Source organism: Candidatus Borrelia undatumii, assembly GCF_020882015.2.
Lineage (GTDB): Bacteria > Spirochaetota > Spirochaetia > Borreliales > Borreliaceae > Borrelia.
Genome location: NZ_CP086555.2, coordinates 415,705 through 436,563 on the forward strand (window position 1 = coordinate 415,705; position 20,859 = coordinate 436,563).

Below are 20,859 nucleotides of genomic sequence, written 5' to 3' on the forward strand. Positions count from 1 at the left end.
ACAATAATGTTTTCATTAAAGTGGTTTGAAAAGCTTTTCATCAGAGAGTGCAATAAAGATTTCTCCGTTTCCTCGAATCAACAGCCTTTCGTCACATGCTCCCACGAATATGCTATCTCCCCTCTTAAGAAAAAAGTGATCATTTATTTGTATCTGACCATCCATAACTAACAAGATCATTGCACTGTCTCTCTTAAAATAAATTTCTTCACTAATTTCTCTGCGCAGAAGCATCAAATCAGTGCCTGGAAGTTTAAAAACACTAAAATTATCAATATCCTCGCCTTTCAACAGTGAAAATTTACTCTCCTCAAACCTACCTACCTTTAACATCTCATTCTTATCAATATATTTAGTAGTAAGACCGGCTCTTATTACATTATCAGAATTAGTCATAAGCTCAAGGCATTCCCCTTTAAGATAAGCATGCACCTCTTGGCTCTCTGTACAGAGAACCTCGCCTGGTTTTAATTTAAAAATATGCATCCCTAAAAATGTCAAAAGACCAACATCCGCTCCATAAATCTTATAAATCTCGTTAAACCAATAAGCTCTATCTCTTTCTAGGAAATCCAAATTTTCTCTTACTCTCCCAACGGCATCTTCAACTTCACACTTTTGCAAGTTGAATACGTTACTTATAAATTCCTTATAGTCTAGAAAACTAAAATCTAACTTTAGATTTTTATATATATTCTTAATTTCAATAAAAGGCAAAAATCCTTTAAGAGCATAAAAATCACTTAAAGCATATACAAGTTCTATTTTGGGATTTTCGTCCTTATAAACCCTACAGGGATCATTGATGTTTATTCCTCTGTCATTTTCGCGCTTAAACCCCCTTGAGGCAATTTCTTTTGAAGGATGTATTTGAATTGATAAAGGTTTTGTGGCCGAGAGAACCTTAAATAGAAAAGATAACTCGTTCCCATTTCCCAAAAGTTCCCTATTATGCTCTAAAAAATCACAAAGAGGGACATATTGATTCCCAATCAATATTTTACTGGAAAATGTCTTATGAGCCCCAAGCCACATTTCAGCTTTAGGTCGTCCGTCTTGTTCTTGTCCTAAAAGAGAAGGGATGAAACTAACTCCACCCCAATCATATTCCTTAATCTCATTTTTCATTAAAAATATATTGTCTATTCTCATTTGGATTCCCTAAATTTCAAAGATTTTAACAAGACCACCAAGATTGTTGCAACAGCAACGCCGGCAGCCATTGCAACAATAAATCCTAACTTATTATCAACCACAGGAAGTACTATAGGTCCTCCATGCGGCGCATGATTTGCAACTCCCAAAAATGCTGCAACAATGCTTGCAACAGCTCCCCCAGCTACTATTGACGGCAAAACCCTAGCAGGATCACTAGCAGCAAATGGAATAGCACCCTCACTAATTCCAATAAAAGAAATTAAGAATGATATCTTACCCGATTCTCTTTCCTCCTCCTCAAATAATTTAGGCATAATCAGGGTAGCAAGCCCCACGGCCATCGGAGGAACAGGAATAGCCGCCGCTACCATCCCCATTATTTGTGGAACCTGAGGAATCATACCAACACCAAAAAGGAATGCAACCTTATTAAAAGGGCCTCCCATATCAACAGACACCATAGAACCAAGTATTAAGCCAAGAAGAACCTTTCCCAAAATACCATAAGCTTCTGTATTACTCTGTAAAGATTTAAGTCCACTCTCAAGCAATGTCATAAATTGTGCAATATAAACCCCAACATAAAGCATAAAAAATCCAATAATGACAGAGCTTATTAAGGGAATAACAAAAATAGGCATGACAGGTCTTATCCATTCAGGTACTTTAAGCTGCGCTATCCATTTAGCAACAAAACCCGCAATAAATCCGGCAAGTATTGCCCCTAAAAACCCTGACCCAACATCTCTGGCAAGAACCCCCCCTACAAGCCCTGGTGTAAGTCCTGGCTTATCAGCGATTGCCATGGCAATAAACCCAGCAAGTATTGGCAACATCATCCCAAAAGCAACAGCACCAATATCAGTAATCGTCTTATAAAAAGGGTGTTCGGCAAAATTTGGACCATCAGAACCAATTCCTGCCAGAGATATTCCAATAGCGATCAAAATACCACCGCTTGCTACAATTGGAATCATAGGAGAAACTCCGCTCATTAAGTACTTATATAAACTAGATTTATGTCTTATGGTCGTATCTCTTAAAGAATGATTCATCTTCCTATAATTAAATGTTGAAGCATTAAACGCCTCCCTGATAACTTCCTCTATACTATTTATAGCCTTTGCAGTTGAAACCTTATAAACTTTCTTTCCATCAAATCTTCCTTCATCAATATCCTTATCAACAGCAAGTATTACAGCATCAGCATCCTTAATATCTTCTTCGGTTAAAGCATTCTCAACACCAATGGAACCTTGAGTTTCAACTTTAACCCCATAACCTTGCTTTCTGGCCTCATTTTCAATCTTCTTAGCAGCAATATACGTATGTGCAACGCCTACAGGACATGCAGATACAGCTACTATTTTCCCCCCTCCAGAATAAGTCACAACATTATCTGTATGAGTCTTTTCAATCTTCTCTATGTAGGAATAAACCTCATCGGGGTGATTTGAACTTTTCAAAATATTTTTAAAGTCATCATTCTCAAATAATTGAGCTATGAAAGCTATTGATTTAATATGATCGCTACCCTGTTGCCCCTTGGACATGCAAATTAAAAATATTAAATTAACAGGAGGGTTATCATCGGACCACCTTATGCCATCTCCCTTTAAATAAAGGAATGAAATAAAACTTGCCTTAACAGAATCTCCTATAAAATGAGGGATAGCAACACCATTCTCCCAAGCTGTATCTCCAATATTCTCTCTATCAAGGATACCCTGAAAGAATTCATTCCTATCGCTTATATAGCCCTTCTCATTTACTTTGTCTACTAAAAATTTAATGGCACCTTCTTTAGATTTTACTTCTGTAGATATAAAAATAAGCTCTTTTTTCAAGAAATCTAAAAACATATCCCCAAACCTCCTAACCATTCAAACTAATTGTATCACAACATAAAATTAAACTTGATTTCTTTCTATTAAAAACATTAATAAAAGCATATTATAAACATTAAAATTAAATCTATTAATTTTACTCGTCTGAGTTTACTTTTTTATTGCTAATTTATCTTATATTATTGAAGCTAATTTAACTATGAGAAAAATACTAAAACTTCATTTGTTCTTACTGTGTTTTATGCTGCCCTTTTTAAATGCAGAACAACAAAGAGATGAGATAAGTAATAGAGAAAACTTAACTTTAGAAGAGTCATCAAATAGAAATGAATACAATTTTTTCTCTGTAGAAAGAGGATTTACTTATTCAACGGGAATAGGACTTGGAACCGGTTTTTTCCTAAATTCTAAAATAAATCACTTAATATTTAGGCCTTATTATATGTTTGCAAATAATAGTTTTGATTTTCTAGCCGTGGCCGCCATTTCAATTAATGAGGACTATAACATATCAAAAAAGTTAAAATATTCAAGCTCGTATATTGGAGCGGGGGTCAATTGGCACATTGTAAATTTAGCAAGCAAAACAAAATATTTTTCATTGACCTTTGGAGTTGGGGGTCGATTTTACCTTTCAACAAACTTCATAGGTGACTTTAAATTTTATGATAAACTGCCCTACATAATAGAACCATACATATTCTTTGAATTCTCCACTAAAAGATCTATACCCTATCTGAGCCTATATTCAAGAATTGATTTTTTATTTCTTGATACATTCAATATTTCTTTCGATTTTGGAATTAGATATAATTTTGGGGATAAGGAGATAAGACCGTGAAACAGAAATCAAGATTCATGTTGTGTTGCTACATATTAGTTTTGTTAGGTTTTATATTCCTTCATCAAAATCCCAAAATTCTTAAAAATCTTAAAGAAATAGCTTCTGTTTACATAGAAATAGCTAAAGATAAGATTCAAAGTCCTCAAGGTACAATTAAATTAAACGAAGAGCATCTATTGCCGAGGGGACACCTCACTACTCAAGTATTACACAAAAAATACTATTCTTTGGGGTATGCTGAGAGTGCAAGACAAGCAGAATGGGTAGCATATCTTTTAAAAAGAGAGATGGTTGAACTGGCTTTAACATTACTCAAGAGCAAAAAAATAAAGAGAATTAACAAATTTTTTGAAGATAAAGAAATTAAAGGAATTGGTCCAAAGTTAACTGATTATCTTAAGAGCGGATATGATAGAGGGCATATTGTAAGCTCAGCTGATATGTCTTTTTCTAAAGAGGCAATGATAGATACTTATTTTTTATCAAACATATCCCCCCAAAAAAGAGAATTTAATTCTGGAATTTGGCTAAAACTTGAAAAATTAGTCAGAGAATGGACCCTTTTGAAGGGAAAAGTTTATATCATTAGTGCCGGTATTTTGACAGAAAATAAGGGATTTATCGGGAAAAGCAAAGTTTTGGTACCGAAAAATTTCTACAAAATAGTGCTATCGTTGAACAACGATGATTCTTATGATATAGTCTCCTTCATTATTCCAAATGAGAAGGCTAAAGACTTAAACTTGAGAAATTATGTTGTGAGTGTTCATTCAATTGAAAAAAAAACTAGCATAGATTTTTTCTCAAAGCTCGCCTCCGATATTAAGAGAGTGATTAAAATGAAAAAAGACCCATACTCTTGGAAATTTAAATGAGAATAGCCTTTATTAGACTTAATGTCTTTTTATTCACGACCTTTGTATTCGGAATAGCTGTAATATCAACATTTATGTATTACGCAAACTTTAAGGTAGAGTTTTATACTTATTTTATAAAGAATTACAATAGAAATTTACCAACATTGATCAACAATTTCTTTATTTTCAGCACAGGAATACTGGGCTCTATTTGGACATATATCAATTACAAGAGAACAAACAACACGCAATTTATATTCTTTTATTGCTTTATATGCTCACATATGTTTGAATCTTTTTCAATTTTTAAGTATTACTTTTTACATCATGAATTAAGTCTGGAATTTTATTACTACACGAAAATTCACCATCTAATAACTGTATTTTCGTTGCTCAATTTATTTTTCTTGAGTCTACATATATGTGATTTTCAAATAAAATCAATCACTTACACTGCCTATTTAATTTTCACTTTTTCAATCATATATACCTCTCTAGCGCCCATTAACGCATACGAGCATACCAATATGAACGATTACCTTTTTGGAACAGGAAATCACAAATTTCACGTTAATCTTTTCTTATTACTCATATTGATAAACTTCTTTGTGGCATTTTTGAGAAAAAAAACTTCCAGCTATCTTCTTTTATTTGTATCGATATTTCTAATAGTAGTGGGCATCCGCTTACAACTTAATGAAACACCCTATTCCTTCATTCCGATCTCGATAGGAGTATCAATATATTTAAGAGAAGCCGGCAAACTTTTCTTCTATTGGCTATAGCATCAACAGACAGCAAGAGATATCACTGACACGCCCATAGGCAAAAATAAGTTATCGTACTTTTTAAAATCAAAGAGTTCAACAAAAACAGACCCCATAGCAACAACTGATGATACCATTAAGTTTGGGAAAAAATAATAACAGACAACAAAGGAAACTAAAAAAATAACAACACTGCCAGCAAATGTCTTATCATTCACAAGTTTAAAAGAAGGAATCATCTTTCCGAAAAGACTTGCAAGCCCATCTCCCAGACAAGCTGAAAATATTCCAACATAGCTAAAAGGCTCTGGTATAAGATAATAAGTGAAAAACATACTTACTACTAAAAATATAGGAGAAAGAGATATCTTACAAGAAGATATTTCTCTGGTCTTAAGCATAACTTCAGATATACCTTTTAGCAAGGGTAAATTTATTCCCATAAGCCTAAAAATTTCCGAAGTCAGGTATACTAACACAAAAAATAGGCCAGATACAAGACCTAGCCAAAAATTTATTCTATAAAACAATAAAAATATTAAAGCAGAGACATGGAAAAATTTCCTATAAATCTCATACTTAATATTCTCCTCAAAAAATCGACCAAATATCAATTAATCTTCCTTAAGATAATGTTAAATTTTAAAAAGGAATTTGGTTTTATAACTTCACCAACACCTCTTTCACCATATGCAAGTTTTGGTGGAATTATTATCATCCTTTCTTCTCCTTCCCGCATATCCGTCAACACTATGTCCCAACCCTCAATTACTTGACCACTACCAACTACAACCTCAATCGGGTCTCCCCTACCAACTGAACTGTCAAATTTTACTCCACTTAATAAAAATCCTTCATAGTCTACTCTTAAAACATCCCCCTTCTTAACGCCTTCGCCCTTTCCTTGCCTATTAATCTTATAAAAGATGCCATTACTATCCCTTTGATAATCCCTATAATTTTCATAAATCATTTCAAGTTGAGAAGAAATATACTTTTCTGCCTCTTCCCTCTTCCTCGCCTCATAACTCTCCCTTAATTTTATAAATTCCTCATTACTAACCCTAAAGGCCTCAGCAACATCACCAACACGAATGATGTCCACTCTCTCTATCTTATCTCCTTGACGAATTCTGTGAACCGTATCCATTCCCTCAACCACTTTGCCAAAAATTGAATGCCTAGAATCAAGGTAAGTAAGATCATCAGTTAGAGTGATAAAAAACTGACTTCCATTAGTATCAGAACCCGAATTAGCCATAGAAACAATTCCTTTTACATTATGACTCAAACCTCTGCCCAGTTCATCGGGAAAAGAATACCCCGGTCCCCCCCCCGTGCCTGTCCCCGTAGGATCTCCCGTTTGAACAATAAACCTATCAATAACTCTATGAAAAATGACATTTTCATAATAAGGCCGTTTTGTGACTGAATTGTTAATCAGACCCTCACTAAGTCCAATAAAATTCATAACCGCCAGAGGAGCAATCTCATAGTAAAGCTCTATTTTTATATTGCCCTTGCTTGTATGAATCGAGGCAAATATCCCACTACTTTCCACTGAATTTTCCTTTTTATTAACACAACTCACTAATACTAAAATAAACAAAGAATAAAATAAACACTTCCTCACATACATCTTCCTTCTACCGATATTAAATAAAATTATCAGCTTTAATTTTACAATTATTTTGTAAAATTTGTAAAATTAACTAGAAATTTATCATAATTAAGTAATATTTAGTTAATAGGAAAGGGTATAAAGTTTGGGTTTCGTTAAATGCTAAATGTTAGCAGTGAGCTGCTCCTAAAATTCTGCAGTTTTGTGTATGAAAACAGTGGCATTCGTTTTGATGAAAAGAATAAAATTGTGCTGAAGGGTCGTATTAGTGATGCTATACGTGAGCTTGAAAACATTGACACCCCAAATCAATTATACGACTTAATTCTGGCTGATAAACTTAAAAGAGATTATTTTCTAGATCTTGTTACAACAAATCTAACAAGATTTTTCAGAAACGAAGCGCACTTTCAAACCTTTGAAAAATTCATAGTTCCAAGTTTAGTAAAAATTAAAAATAAAGAAAACAAAAATAAAATAGTTATATGGTCTGCTGGCTGTTCAAGTGGAGAGGAGCCGTATTCACTAGCATTTGTTCTTAAATCTAACCTTCCAAAGAGTTTTGACTTTGTTATCATCGCATCTGATTTAAGCTTAAAATCTCTGATGATAGCAAAAGAAGGCTACTATTCTACTCAAAAGTGCGAACACATTCCAATAAAATATAAAAAATATATAACACCACACATGGATGGGTATAGGGTGATGTCTGATATTAAGAAACACATACGTTTTGATTACCATAACTTGAATTTTGAAAGTGGATTTTCAAATATTGATGTTGTTTTTTGCAGAAATGTGCTCATATACTTCGATGAGAAATCCAAAATACAAGTTTTAAAAAAATTTTATTCCTCCATGTCAATGAAAAGTTACTTGTTTATTGGACATTCAGAATCGCTGTTCGGTCTTGATCTTCCCTTCAAATTTTTAAAAACACCTTGGGCTATAATATACGAAAAAGACGATCAAAGTATTCCAAGGAAAAAATTTCAATTCCAACCCAGATATAGGTTATAATTTGATGAACACAGGTTTGTAGGAGCAAAGCACGAATGAGGACAAGAGTTTATGTGCTTGTTATTGAAGATTCTGCTATCAACAGGAAAGTTATATCGGATGCGATCAATTCATCTTTAAAACTTAAAGTTATCGCCACCGCTTCTAACGGAAAATTTGCTCTTAAGAAACTTAATAAACAGCCCGATGTCATACTATTAAGCTTAGAAACAGAAACGATAAAGGAGATTAATTTTTTACAAGTAAAGAGAAACATTAATAACAAAATTCCTGTCATAGTCCTGTCATCAAGCGATGATATAGCAAAAAATGCAATCTTAAGCGGGGCAGATGATTTTGTTATCAAATCCGAGGCCGGAATAGAGTGTATAAAAGATCAAATTATTGATTTACTCTATGTGTACGGTGCAAAAACCATAAAAAACAAAATTATCCATAATATTAGTTTAAAATTAAAGGCAGACGAGATTAAGATAGGCAGTACAGCCAAAGAGGAAATCTCAAGTGTAGCAGACACAATAGATAAAAAGTTACTAGTAAAAAAAGATACACTTAAAAACAACTATTTTGACAAAGAAGCAATATTAAACGGAGAAGATCTAAAGAAATTTAAAACTAGAAAATTTGATATAGTTGTAATTGGAATATCTACAGGAGGTCCTGCAGCGTTAAAGGCTATGTTGCCAGAAATTCCTGAGAACTTCCCTATACCAATAATAATTGTTCAACATATGCCAAAGGGCTTTACATCAGAGTTTGCAAGGAGTCTTGACAATATATGCAGCCTGGTTGTAAAAGAAACAAGTGATAAAGAAATACTAAAAAAAGGCTTCATATACATAAGTTCCGGTGGATACCACACAAGAATTAATAAGATCAATGACAACTATCAAATAGAGGTGTTTGACGATAAGAATGTAAACGGACATAAGCCATCTATTGGGGTATTGTTTAAATCCATATCAGAAACTGTGAAAGAAAAAGCAATAGCTTTAATAATGACAGGCATGGGGAGTGATGGTTCTAGGGAAATTGGAGATATTAAGAAAGCTGGTGGACTTACTATCGCTCAAGACAGGGAGAGTTCAGTGGTTTTTGGTATGTCAAAAATAGCAATAGAAGAAAACAATGTAGACTATGTAGTTTCAATAAACCATGTGGTAAAATTGTTAAAGGCCATTTTGCTTGATGACTGAGGATCGAAAGATGGAGATGTTCTTTGGACGTTAAAGAAGAGAGCACTGAGGATTGTTTTTCGCATGTTAGCACTATTAATACGAGTGATGGTGGGATATACATATTAGGAACGGCACATGTGTCAAAGAAAAGCTCGCAAGATACGGCTGCACTGATTGAAAGGTTAAAACCTTCATTTGTTGCTGTTGAGCTTGACAGGGCACGCTATGATGCAATTTTGGACACGGATGAACATAAAAGATGGCAAGATTTAGACATATACAAAGCAATAAAGCAGGGAAAAGCATTTTTATTAATAGTTCAAATAATCTTGAGTAACTTCCAAAAAAGGTTAGCAAAAGAGCAGGGGATCTGCCCCGGCGAAGAGATGAAAACGGCCATTTTGAAAGCTAGGGAGCGCAATATTCCAATAATACTCGCAGATAGAAAGGTTGAGATAACACTGAGGAGAGCTTGGAATTGTGTCCCATTTGTGGAAAAAATCAAAATAATATCCAGTCTGTTCTCATTCTCGGATACAAAAGTGACAACAGCCGAAATTGAGAGATTAAAAGAACAAGATATCCTCTCAAGTATGATGGAAAAGATTGCAAGGGAAATCCCTACTGTTAAAAAGATTTTAATCGATGAAAGAGATGAATTTATAGCAAGCAAGATACTTGAAGGTTCGGGGGCAATTCTTGCGATTGTCGGTGCTGGGCATGTAAAGGGTATAATAACAAATCTGAGAAGCATTAAAGAAAACAAGAAGATAGTAGACATTGATGCTCTGTGCAATATACCTAGGAAGGTTTTCTCATTTGGCAAACTAATATCTTGTTTAGTGCCAGCTTTGGTTATTATGCTAATAGTAAGTTCATTTTATTTTAAAGGTTTTGACTTTGCCTATAAAAATTTAGAACTTTGGATATTATTTAACGCTTCATTTGCAGGGCTCGCTGCTGTTTTTCTTGGAGCCAACATTGTAACAATATTAACAGCTTCGGTTGGTGCTCCAATATTTTCTCTGATTCCATTTATTGGAACAGGTATGGTTGCGGGGCTTGTTGAGGCTTACATAAATAAACCCAAAATAAAAGACTTTGAAGGCCTGCAAGAAGATTTAGTTAATATAAGAGGATACTTTAAGAATAAAGTTACAAAGATTTTACTGATAGTGCTATTTGTCAACATCGGCTCTTCTATTGGAACAATTGTTGGTCTTAAATTTTTGTTAAATATTTTCAACTAAACACTAGGAATAAGGACATACAGGAGTTTGACTATGAAACTTGTTTTTTTAGGATCCCCGGGCTCTGGAAAGGGGACAGTTGCTAGGTTAATTTTAAAGAAGCTAAACTATTATCACATTTCAACAGGAGATCTATTCAGAGAAGAGATCTCCTGTTGTACGGCTCTTGGTAAAGAAATAAAACAGATAGTTGAAAGCGGAAAGTTAGTTCCCGATTCAATCACAATTAAACTTGTTGAGAATAAAATTAATACACTTAATAATCAAGACAACTTTATTCTTGATGGTTTCCCAAGAAACATCTGCCAAGCTCAGGCTTTAGACAACTTCTTGCAAAATTTTAAAATAATAAATTTTTTAATTAATGAAGACATCCTCATTAAAAGACTTTCTGGAAGAAGAATATGCAAATCCTGCGGTGGGATATTTAACATATACACACTTCCCACAAAAGAAAAGGGAATTTGTGATCTTTGCAAGGGAGCTCTTTATCAGCGCAAGGATGATACAGAAAAATCTTTAAAAGTAAGACTTAAAGAATATCACTTGCAAACAAAGCCATTAATAGATTTCTACTCAATTAGCAATAGACTTCACAACATAGATGCATCTGAAACTGTTGATGGGGTGGAAAAAATTTTGATGAAAATAATAACATAGCTTAATATAGAGTATTCTTGCAAGCAAGGCCACTAACAGATTGCTACTCAATTAGCAATAGACTTCACAATATAGATACATCTGAAACTGTTGATGGGGTGGAAAATATGAAAGCAAAGATTTATGTACTAAAAGTTTTGTTTGTGTATTTGTTGTTCTTGCAGTCCTTTTTGGTTCATCCAAATGAGAATCAAGACGCCATAAACAAAGAATATTTTTATATCAACTTCCAAACTGCTTATTATCCTCCTCACGCACTTGGAACAACAGGTGGCTTTTTCTCTCCAAGTTTCATAACTCCTCAGATTAAACCCGTAACACCAAACAATCAAATTTCACCCAGTTCATGGGGAAGTATTAAGCTAATCTCATATTTAGGCTATTATAAATTTATTAAAGTTTTAGATAATCCCGACTCAATTTTATTCCAAAGCAATGGGGTTGATTTAGACCTAAACGTTGGACTCTCTCCCGTTCTTACCTTACTTAAAGGCAGAGTCAGCCTCACTCCCATTGCCTTTATGAATTTATACACAGCAGTTGAAGTTGGAGTAGGCTGGAAGGGATTTGGATTTAAGGGCATTGGAATACACATTGGAGATGGAATCTATTCAAAAAGTGCTGAATTTTATTCTGAAATAACGACGGGGGGTCGCCTACAATTTGACCTTAATGCTGTAATTGGTGGGGAATGGACTCATATTATTACAGTACTTGGTGGCCATATTTTACACATAAATAATGCTCATGCTGTTTCCGGCCAACTTTGGATATACAAATCCGATGAGGGCAAAACAATAAATGGATTTACAATAAATCCTTATGCACTATTAGCCTATAAAATGCCATTATCCCTCAATACAATAGGCCTTTTATATGAAGGAAAAACATACATTGGCGATGCTAGAAATGTGAGCACAGTATCAAATAAAGGATGGGGAAGTGATTTCTTTTATCATAATATTTCCTTTGTTACAAACTTTGAAATCACATCACATTTAAGTGTAGATGTACAGCTCAAATTTTCAACAAAACCCATGTACACGAAAGATACAGTAGGCATGTCTGATATTTTAAAGAAAATTACTACAAATAACTCATACATGCACTACGATTCTATTGGGTTTTCCTTAACTTACAAAATTTAACTTCAATATTTAAACTGATTTCGACCAGAAATCTTAGCTTCATACAACTTATCATCAGCAAGTTTAATAATGTTAGTAAAATTAGTATCACAAGGGATTTGTTCGGCGAGTCCGATTGAAACTGTAACAAACCCAGACACACTGTTATATTCATGCACTATTTCCAAGTTTCTAATATCCTCAATTATCAAATTGACAATATTAATCATCTCCTCTAAACTCTTATTAACGGAAAATAAAATAAATTCTTCGCCCCCATAGCGAGCAACCCATATTTTATATCTAATAGCAATTTTATTTAAGCTCTTTGCAATCAACTTAAGGCACTCATCTCCGTTGGTATGTCCATAGTTATCGTTATATTTTTTAAAATAATCAATATCCAGCATCCCCACAATGACTCGATCTTTATGCTCCAAGGCCTTCATCCAAGCTTTAGCAAATTTATCTGTAAAGAATCTTCTATTAGGAATCTGAGTGAGTCCATCAATTCTTGCAAGATTTTTAAAATGATCCCTAAGTCTTTTAAGCTCAAGATGGGTTTTAATTCTTGCATCAATAATCCTTGAGTTAAAAGGTTTCAAAATATAATCCACTCCACCGACATTAAATCCTTCAAGTTGAGCATCGGTAGAATCTCTTGAACTAATAAAAATTACAGGAATGTCTCTTGTTTCAGGGTCACCTTTAAGTCTCTTACACACTTCATAACCACTAATGTCTGGAAGCAATACATCAAGAAGAATAAGATCAGGACTATCAAACTTAACCTGTTTTAAAGCATCAAACCCATTTACTGCAACTCTGATTTCATATTCATCTTGCAATATATCTATTAGTAGATCTAGGTTTGTAGGGGTATCATCCACAAGAAGTAATTTTTGAATTTCAGCTCTATCTTCCTCCAAATCATCCAGTACTATCCCTTCCATTGTGTTTTCTCTACATTAACAAAACCCATCATATCTTGAACAATTTTGGAACTATCCTTGAACCTATATAACCTTAAATTTTTAAGAAGAGAATCAAATAGTACCCTTGTATTATCGTCCAAATTATAATTCTTAAGAATTTCAAGTATTTCCTTATATTCTTTTGGATTTCTATTCTCTATTCCACGTAAAAGCTTTTGCATAAGATACAAAAACTCATCATTATTCTTAAAGCTTAGCTTCCCTTGGTTTGCATTATCAATAGAATTTAAAATTTGTGTTTTTATATTTTCAATAAGGATAACCAACTCTTTACGAGTTTCATAGTAAAGCATTTTCAATTCATGAATTGGCCTTTCGCTTATCTCAATATCTTTAAATTTCTCAAATAAGCTACTACGCATATTACCAAGAGCCCCAGCAACCGAATGCGACACACTCTTCACCAATTCTAAATCTCCCACATTGAAAGCCTCATCCAATTCATTAATGAAATTATAAATAACATCAACAAATCCCCTGCATAGCTCACTATATACACTATAAGAAATGTCAAGATCTCTTAAAGCTTTCTTAATATCTAAATGAGGGAAATCAGGATACTCATCTTTGCTAAGATCTTCTGCATTATTAATACCTTTAAACTCAACTTGTAAGTACTTTGTCAACACGTTTTGAATTGCCCTTATATGTATTGGTTTTGCAATATAGTCATTCATTCCATTCTCAAAACATCTATCTTTATATTCTCTTAATGCATGCGCCGTTACGGCTATTAAAATACAAGGGCTTAAATTATTATTAATCTCAAATTCACGTACCGCCTTTGCAACTGAAAAACCGTCACAAACCGGCATTCTTATATCAATAAAAGCTACATCATATCTACTGTTACTTAAAGATTCAATAGCACGAGCTCCATCATCAACAATATCAATGGAATCCTCTTTGAGACCTATGGCAACCAAAATATTCTTTAAAACTTTCTGATTAATTTCATTATCCTCGGCTATCAAGATCCGAACATTGTCTCTTATTTGAAGAACACTAGAGTCGTTTGGTATTGACTCATCCGCATTAAAACCTTTAATCCAACTAGAATAAAAGTCCCACCTTCTGAAAGGCTTTTGAATGTATTCATATTCAAGATCAACTGCCTCATCATTTATTAAATAAGGAACAACAAAAACTATTTTTATATCGGAGTTCAAGCTTTCTATCTTTTTGGCAAAATTAATCCCTTCTTGAACTCCAGCGCTATTTACATTTATAAAAACAAAATCATAGCAAGGATTTTTATGAAACATCTCATAAGCATCATCATAAGAATAAGAGTAATGTATGTTATCTTTGTAATCAAATATCTCACTTATTTGACTAAGCACTTTAACAGCCTTTTCATTTGGAATTAGGCTTAAGGTCTTTTTGTCTCTTATTAACTCAAATCTATTTAACTCTTTATTCCGACCCTCAATCCTGTTACTTAAAACAAAAGGCAACATAAACGAAAAAGTTGTTCCCATACCCACTTCACTCTCAACCCAAATACCAGGTCCCCCCATTAAGCTGACAAGTTTCTTTGAAATTGCAAGCCCAAGGCCAATACCTCCATGCATCCTTGAATCAGAGTTATCTTCTTGCTTAAATAATTCAAATATTTCAGGTATGCTCTGCCGTTTAATTCCCCTCCCAGTATCAATCACCTTAAACTCAATAGTAACTATCTCCTCTCCCTTACTATTCTTTGTATTGTATACATTCTCGTAGTTTAAAACTATAATCCCATCATTAGTGAACTTAAAAGCGTTCCCTATCAAATTGATAAGCACTTGCTTCAACCTAGCAATATCGCCTATTAAGTAATTTTCTAAATTCGATTTTGAATAAAAAACTAAATCAAGATTCTGCTTTGCACTCTGCGGCTGAAAACTCTTTAAAACACTTTCAATTTCACGTTCCAAGTCTATATCATTATTTTCAATATATATCCCATTCATATCTATTCTAGAAATGTATAAGATGTCATCAATCAAAGAAAGCAGTGATTTGGATGAATAATTTATAATTTGGACGTATTCTCTTTGAGCTTCAACAAGATCGGTACGCTCTAAGAGCTCAGTAGCTGCCACTATTCCATTAACAGGAGTTCGAATATCATGACTCATGCTTGCAACAAAAATAGTTTTAGCATTAATAGCACCCTTAACAACTCTTTTCTCACTTACTGCAGAAAAGTACATCTTCCTCGTAAAATCTACCTCCTGACTCAGATTAAACAGGGAAACTAAAAAAATGGTAAAAACAAGTACACCAGTGATTACCGTTGTCATCAAAAACTTTCTAGATCCCATAGCCTTGGATCTCTCATAAACATTGGAAACCCAATCATCAAAATACAATCTATTTTTAACATTTGCACGGAATAAACTTTTCTGTATGATTCCCCTTAAAATATAATCTTGATTATATACTGCAACATTTAGATCGAATTTTAAGTCTACATAAGTGGGAATCTTTTTAACGTCTAGAACATTTAAATCCCCAAAGTTAACAGCAGCAGTATACTCGTCGCTAATAATCCCACTAACTTTACCGCTATAAAGAAGATCCAAAGCTTCCCTAAAGCTCTCTACTTGCACTAACTTTGTCTTTGACTTAAAACGCAATTTCTCTGTGTATAAAAACTTAAGTATCGCGCACCGATCATAAAAATTAAAAGGGAATAGCTTGATTTTATTTGAAAAAACATAAAGAGGAATATCCGAACTTGTTTGAATGTTAAACACGTAATCTGAGTTTTCCCCCTCTAAATTAGTAGCTAATACATCTACTTTCCCTGCCTTAATTAAATTCTCGATCCCCTCCCTATTATCCGCCCTGAGTATATTGAACTCTAAATTTGTCAACCTTTGTATTTTATCAATTAATCCCTCATTTACCCCTCTGTAACTATTAGAATCGAAATAATCAATAGGGTACCAATCCTTTACAATAATATTTAATTTCTTATTGTTTAGTAACCAAATTCTCTCCTCAATGTTAAAATCATTCTTGCCTACATAGCCATATCCATTATTTCGATAATCTCTAATTTCATCCTGGTCAAGCCAATTATTATCTATTTGTAATAAAGTATCAAAGAAAAAGTTTTCTATTAATGCATTAAGCATATACGCAAACAATCTAAATCTTTTATTATTAGTTGCAAATATCAAAAACCTCTTTTGATTAAAATTTGAATCCTCAGACTTTAATACATTATTGTGCCCATGTTTTTTTAATAAATACCTTGCGGTTGCCGAATTTTCTATAAATCCATATGAATTATTTACTACATTTGAAAAATTTTTTACTATATCCGTGTTTTTGTCTAGAGTACCCTTATCAAAATTGAAATCAACAATTTGCGAATTTATCATCCTTTGACTATTTTTAGCGTTCGTAAAATAAAGCTTAAAATTAAGTGAATATATTGGAATAGTCTCTTTATAATTTTCAGAAGCTAAAACATTATCACCTTCCTTAATAATGCCACCCCAAATAGACACATTCTTATCGTCTAGTCCCTTTTTAATGCTTTCTTTTGGAAATCCTACAAAGTTTACCGCAAACCCGTATTCCCTAGAAAGGGTCTCCCACAAATCCACTAAAATACCTGAAGGTTGCCCTTTAGAATCAATAAAACTTAAAGGAGGATAGTCACTATATATTCCAATATCAAGAGTAAACAAAATATCCAATTCCTTAAAAGATTTATACTCTTCCCTAGAAAGCGATTTCATGTAACTTAAAAGATCAACATTTAAAGTCTTTAAACCACTGATAGCATTCTTACTAACGGCAAGCCTTACACTGACACTATGAAAATAGTCGGAATTAAAAAGTTCGATAAAATATGGGTAAAAGGACTTATACCACACACAAGTCAGTGATTTACAGCTCCCATATACTAAATCGACTTTATTATCTCTTAATGCTAAAAGCAACTCTTCAGTGTCTTCAAACAAAAAAATATCATCAATCCGCCCATGAAATCTCAAAATATCTTCATATATTGTGTTCTTCACAACCCCTATTCGTAAGTTATTTGAAAAAAAGGAGCTGGGCTTGTTTTTGCCCCCCTTTTTGTCATAATATAACGCAGTAACACACTTGCCAATCTCATTTTTAAAATGAAGATACTCATTTAAATTTGAATTGTAAGTCAGGCCCAAATAGATCACATCGTCTTCAATTTCGTCTTCATCAAGACGATTAATGGCCTCTATCTTAACATCGTAATTGTTATCTCGTGCCCACCTAGAAATAAGGGGAAAGATCATCCCTACCATTCTACCCCCTCCGTTCTTATAATAAAGAGGATAATACTGGTCTACAAGCTTAAATTTTATAGTCCGATTAGCAAATAAATCAAAGGCAAAAAAAAAACAAAAAAACAATACCTAAACTACGCATACTTACACCTAGACTAAAAACAAAAAACCCTGGCAATAACCTACTCTCCCGCGAACTCGCAGTACCATCAGCGAATAAGAGCTTAACTTCTGTGTTCGGAATGATAACAGGTGTTTCCTCCATTCTTTAACCACCAGGGTATTTTATAAGGAAGACAAAAATATGGTCAAAGATTCGGGTAATTAGTATTAGTCAGCTCAATATATTACTATACTTACACTTCTAACCTATCAACCTGGTATTCTTCCAGGACCCTCATAGGATATCTCATCTTGAGGAGGGCTTCCCACTTAGATGCTTTCAGCGGTTATCCCTTCCGAACGTAGCTACCCAGCACTTACCCTTGGCAGGATAACTGGTACACTAGAGGTTCGTCCATCTCGGTCCTCTCGTACTAAAGATAGTTCCTCTCAAATATCCAACGCTTGTGGCAGATAGGGACCAAACTGTCTCACGACGTTCTGAACCCAGCTCGCGTACCGCTTTAAATGGCGAACAGCCATACCCTTAGGACCTGCTCCAGCCCTAGGATGCGATGAGCCGACATCGAGGTGCCAAACCCTCCCGTCGATGTGAACTCTTGGGGAGGATAAGCCTGTTATCCCCGGAGTACCTTTTATTCGTTAAGTGACGGCGCTTCCACTCGCTACCGCCAGATCACTAAGACCTACTTTCGTATCTGTTCGACCTGTCAGTCTCACAGTTAAGCTACCTTATGCCTTTACACTTACAGAGTGATTTCCAACCACTCTAAGGTAACCTTTGCGCACCTCCGTTACTCTTTAGGAGGCGACCGCCCCAGTCAAACTACCCACCTGGCACTCTCCTCATATTGCTATGAGTTAGAAACTTAATTAAACAAGGGTGGTATTTCAAGATCGACTCCACTATCCCTAACGAGATAGCTTCAAAGTCTCCCACCTATCCTACACATACTTAACCAAATCTCAATACCAAGCTATAGTAAAGGTTCACGGGGTCTTTCCGTCTAACCACAAGTAATCGGCATCTTCACCGATACTTCAATTTCACCGAGCTCCACGTTGAGACAGCGTCCAAATCGTTACACCATTCGTGCGGGTCGGAACTTACCCGACAAGGAATTTCGCTACCTTAGGACCGTTATAGTTACGGCCGCCGTTTACTGGGGCTTGAATTCAATGCCTCGCTTTTACACTAACATCTCCTCTTAACCTTCCAGCACCGGGCAGGTGTCAGTCCCTATACTTCTCTTTACAGATTTGCAGAGACCTGTGTTTTTGGTAAACAGTCGTTTGGACCATTTTTATGCTACCTAATCTCTTAGGTCGTACTTATCCCGAAGTTACGTACGTATTTTGCAGAGTTCCTTAACGTGGATTCTCTCGCGCGCCTTAGAATTTTCATCCCACCTACCTGTGTCGGTTTGCGGTACGGTCCCTTATAGCCTAACCTTAGAAGCTATTTCTTGGCACCCTGACTACCTACATTTCACGTTGCCTAAACAACGCTCATCATCACATCTCAGCTCTTCCAGCGGATTTTCCTACTAAAATCAACACCTCAATGCTTAAACTAGGACAACCATCGCCTAGCAGTAGTTAACCTCATGCGTCACTCCAATCGAAACTATAAGAGGCACGGGAATATTAACCCGTTTCCCATCGACTTCACTTTTCAGCTTTGCCTTAGGGGCCGACTAACCCTGGGAAGACGACCTTCACCCAGGAAACCTTAGGTTTTCGGCGAATGGGGATCTCACCCATTTTTTCGTTACTCATACCTGCATTCTCACTTCTGATACCTCCATCAAACTTCCCAGTTCGACTTCTCAGGCTTACAGAACGCTCCCCTACCACTCTAACCTAAGTTAGAATCCAAAGCTTCGGTAATGTGTTTAGCCCCGTTACATTGTCGGCGCTCAAGTACTCGACCAGTGAGCTATTACGCACTCTTTAAAGGTATGGCTGCTTCTAAGCCAACCTCCTGGCTGTCTACGTACCTAAACCTCCTTTTCCACTTAACACATTTTTGAGACCTTAGCTGTTGATCTGGGTTGTTTCCCTCTCGACCATGAACCTTATCGCCCATAGTCTCACTCCTACTCATCATACAATAGCATTCGGAGTTTAACTGAGTTTGGTACCCTTTGACAGGCCCTAGCTCAATTAGTGCTCTACCTCTATTGCACTAAAGTAAGGCTGAACTTAAATCCATTTCGGGGAGAACCAGCTATCTCCGAGTTTGTTTAGCCTTTCACTCCTATTCACAGCTCATCCCTGCCTTTTTAAACAGACTAGGGTTCGGCCCTCCACTTGGTTTTACCCAAGCTTCAGCCTGGCCATAAATAGATCACTCGGCTTCGGGTCTACCACATCTAACTAAATCGCCCTTTTAAGACTCGCTTTCGCTCAGGCTCCAGCACTTCTATGCCTTAACCTCGCTAGACATGATAACTCGCAGGTTCATTATGCAAAAGGCACGCCATCACCATGAATAAATCATGGCTTTGACTGCTTGTAAGTCTACGGTTTCAGTTCTATTTCACTCCCCTCCCGGGGTTCTTTTCACCTTTCCCTCACGGTACTCTTCACTATCGGTAGCTTTCTAGTATTTAGCCTTGGAGAGTGGTCTCCCCAGCTTCAGACAAGGTTTCCCGTGCCCCGTCCTACTCAGGAACATCTTTAAGAAGATATTTGCATTTAAATTACAGGGCTATCACCTTCTCTGGCTAATCTTTCCAGATTATTCTTCTATACAAATATTTTATAACTTCTCAGCTTATCACAGACTAAACTTCAAGTGTCCTGCAACCCCCCGAATGCAACGCTCTGCAGCTTGGCACATCCGAAGTTTGGGCTACTCCCATTTCGCTCGCCACTACTCAGGGAATCTCTTTGATTTCTTTTCCTCAGGGTACTTAGATGGTTCACTTCCCCTGGTATAGCCTCTACCACCCACGCAGTAGATAATTAGCATCTAGCTAACTGGATTACTCCATTCGGTAATCTTGGGATCATAAAATGTTTGCTTCTCCCCCAAGCTTTTCGCAGCTTACCACGACCTTCTTCGCCTTAAAGCTCCTAGGCATCCACCATAGACTCTTTATTACTTTGACCATATTTTTATCTTCCGTCTCTAAA

14 protein-coding genes and 2 rRNA genes are annotated in these 20,859 nt (G+C 35.3%); 8 read left to right on the plus strand and 8 right to left on the minus strand.

Annotated features, from left to right (window positions below; translation table 11 throughout):
* Positions 1 to 15: 15 nt before the first annotated feature.
* Together manA and LKV13_RS02020 are read right to left on the minus strand one after the other, a co-directional pair.
* A complete protein-coding gene (manA, locus tag LKV13_RS02015) occupies positions 16 to 1,152 on the minus strand; it encodes a mannose-6-phosphate isomerase, class I (protein WP_229088947.1) in 1,137 nt (378 codons plus the stop codon).
* Positions 1,149 to 3,020, minus strand: coding sequence for a fructose-specific PTS transporter subunit EIIC (locus tag LKV13_RS02020; protein WP_229088948.1), 1,872 nt, complete (start codon positions 3,018 to 3,020; stop codon positions 1,149 to 1,151). The genes manA and LKV13_RS02020 overlap by 4 nt, the downstream gene beginning before the upstream one ends.
* A gap of 184 nt (positions 3,021 to 3,204) precedes the next feature.
* Between LKV13_RS02020 and LKV13_RS02025 the strand changes: the two genes are divergently transcribed.
* From LKV13_RS02025 to LKV13_RS04300, 3 genes are read left to right on the plus strand one after another with little or no spacing between them, the layout of a single operon-like run.
* Positions 3,205 to 3,846: a hypothetical protein gene (locus tag LKV13_RS02025; RefSeq protein WP_229088949.1), complete on the plus strand. Its 642-nt coding sequence runs from the start codon at positions 3,205 to 3,207 to the stop codon at positions 3,844 to 3,846.
* Positions 3,843 to 4,724, plus strand: coding sequence for a DNA/RNA non-specific endonuclease (locus LKV13_RS02030; RefSeq protein ID WP_229088950.1), 882 nt, complete (start codon positions 3,843 to 3,845; stop codon positions 4,722 to 4,724). The genes LKV13_RS02025 and LKV13_RS02030 overlap by 4 nt, the downstream gene beginning before the upstream one ends.
* Positions 4,721 to 5,491, plus strand: coding sequence for a hypothetical protein (locus tag LKV13_RS04300; RefSeq protein ID WP_373464030.1), 771 nt, complete (start codon positions 4,721 to 4,723; stop codon positions 5,489 to 5,491). The genes LKV13_RS02030 and LKV13_RS04300 overlap by 4 nt, the downstream gene beginning before the upstream one ends.
* A gap of 2 nt (positions 5,492 to 5,493) precedes the next feature.
* Here LKV13_RS04300 and LKV13_RS02035 read toward each other — a convergent pair whose 3' ends face one another.
* Together LKV13_RS02035 and LKV13_RS02040 are read right to left on the minus strand one after the other, a co-directional pair.
* Complete coding sequence (locus LKV13_RS02035) at positions 5,494 to 6,084, minus strand: diacylglycerol/polyprenol kinase family protein (protein ID WP_229089689.1); 591 nt, start codon at positions 6,082 to 6,084, stop codon at positions 5,494 to 5,496.
* Positions 6,084 to 7,106 (minus strand): peptidylprolyl isomerase, encoded by a 1,023-nt coding sequence (locus tag LKV13_RS02040; RefSeq protein WP_229088951.1) that lies wholly within the window; start codon positions 7,104 to 7,106, stop codon positions 6,084 to 6,086. Before LKV13_RS02040 ends, LKV13_RS02035 begins: the two co-directional genes overlap by 1 nt.
* A 147-nt stretch (positions 7,107 to 7,253) precedes the next feature.
* Between LKV13_RS02040 and LKV13_RS02045 the strand changes: the two genes are divergently transcribed.
* The 5 genes from LKV13_RS02045 to LKV13_RS02065 all read left to right on the plus strand — a co-directional run bounded on the left by LKV13_RS02045 (position 7,254) and on the right by LKV13_RS02065 (position 12,350).
* Positions 7,254 to 8,114: a CheR family methyltransferase gene (locus LKV13_RS02045; protein ID WP_229088952.1), complete on the plus strand. Its 861-nt coding sequence runs from the start codon at positions 7,254 to 7,256 to the stop codon at positions 8,112 to 8,114.
* A gap of 35 nt (positions 8,115 to 8,149) precedes the next feature.
* Positions 8,150 to 9,310 (plus strand): chemotaxis protein CheB, encoded by a 1,161-nt coding sequence (locus tag LKV13_RS02050; protein ID WP_229088953.1) that lies wholly within the window; start codon positions 8,150 to 8,152, stop codon positions 9,308 to 9,310.
* 23 nt (positions 9,311 to 9,333) lie between these two features.
* Positions 9,334 to 10,542 carry a TraB/GumN family protein gene (locus tag LKV13_RS02055; RefSeq protein WP_229088954.1) on the plus strand — a complete coding sequence of 403 codons (1,209 nt, stop codon included), beginning with the start codon at positions 9,334 to 9,336 and terminating at the stop codon, positions 10,540 to 10,542.
* A 33-nt stretch (positions 10,543 to 10,575) separates the two neighbouring features.
* Positions 10,576 to 11,202, plus strand: a complete 627-nt coding sequence (locus tag LKV13_RS02060) for a nucleoside monophosphate kinase (protein ID WP_229088955.1) — start codon at positions 10,576 to 10,578, stop codon at positions 11,200 to 11,202.
* 107 nt (positions 11,203 to 11,309) lie between these two features.
* Entirely contained in the window at positions 11,310 to 12,350 is a 1,041-nt protein-coding gene (locus tag LKV13_RS02065; RefSeq protein ID WP_229088956.1) for a hypothetical protein, read from the plus strand.
* Between the two features lie 2 nt (positions 12,351 to 12,352).
* On the opposite strand, the gene LKV13_RS02070 is transcribed toward LKV13_RS02065, so the two are convergent.
* The 4 genes from LKV13_RS02070 to LKV13_RS02085 form a co-directional block, all read right to left on the minus strand.
* On the minus strand, positions 12,353 to 13,282 hold the full coding sequence (locus tag LKV13_RS02070) for a GGDEF domain-containing response regulator (RefSeq protein WP_229088957.1): 930 nt from the start codon (positions 13,280 to 13,282) through the stop codon (positions 12,353 to 12,355).
* Positions 13,270 to 17,613, minus strand: a complete 4,344-nt coding sequence (locus LKV13_RS02075; protein WP_373464031.1) for a response regulator — start codon at positions 17,611 to 17,613, stop codon at positions 13,270 to 13,272. Before LKV13_RS02075 ends, LKV13_RS02070 begins: the two co-directional genes overlap by 13 nt.
* Before the next feature lie 151 nt (positions 17,614 to 17,764).
* Positions 17,765 to 17,875 (minus strand): 5S ribosomal RNA (gene rrf / locus LKV13_RS02080).
* A 24-nt stretch (positions 17,876 to 17,899) separates the two neighbouring features.
* Positions 17,900 to 20,835, minus strand: a 23S ribosomal RNA gene (locus LKV13_RS02085).
* Positions 20,836 to 20,859: the final 24 nt, after the last annotated feature.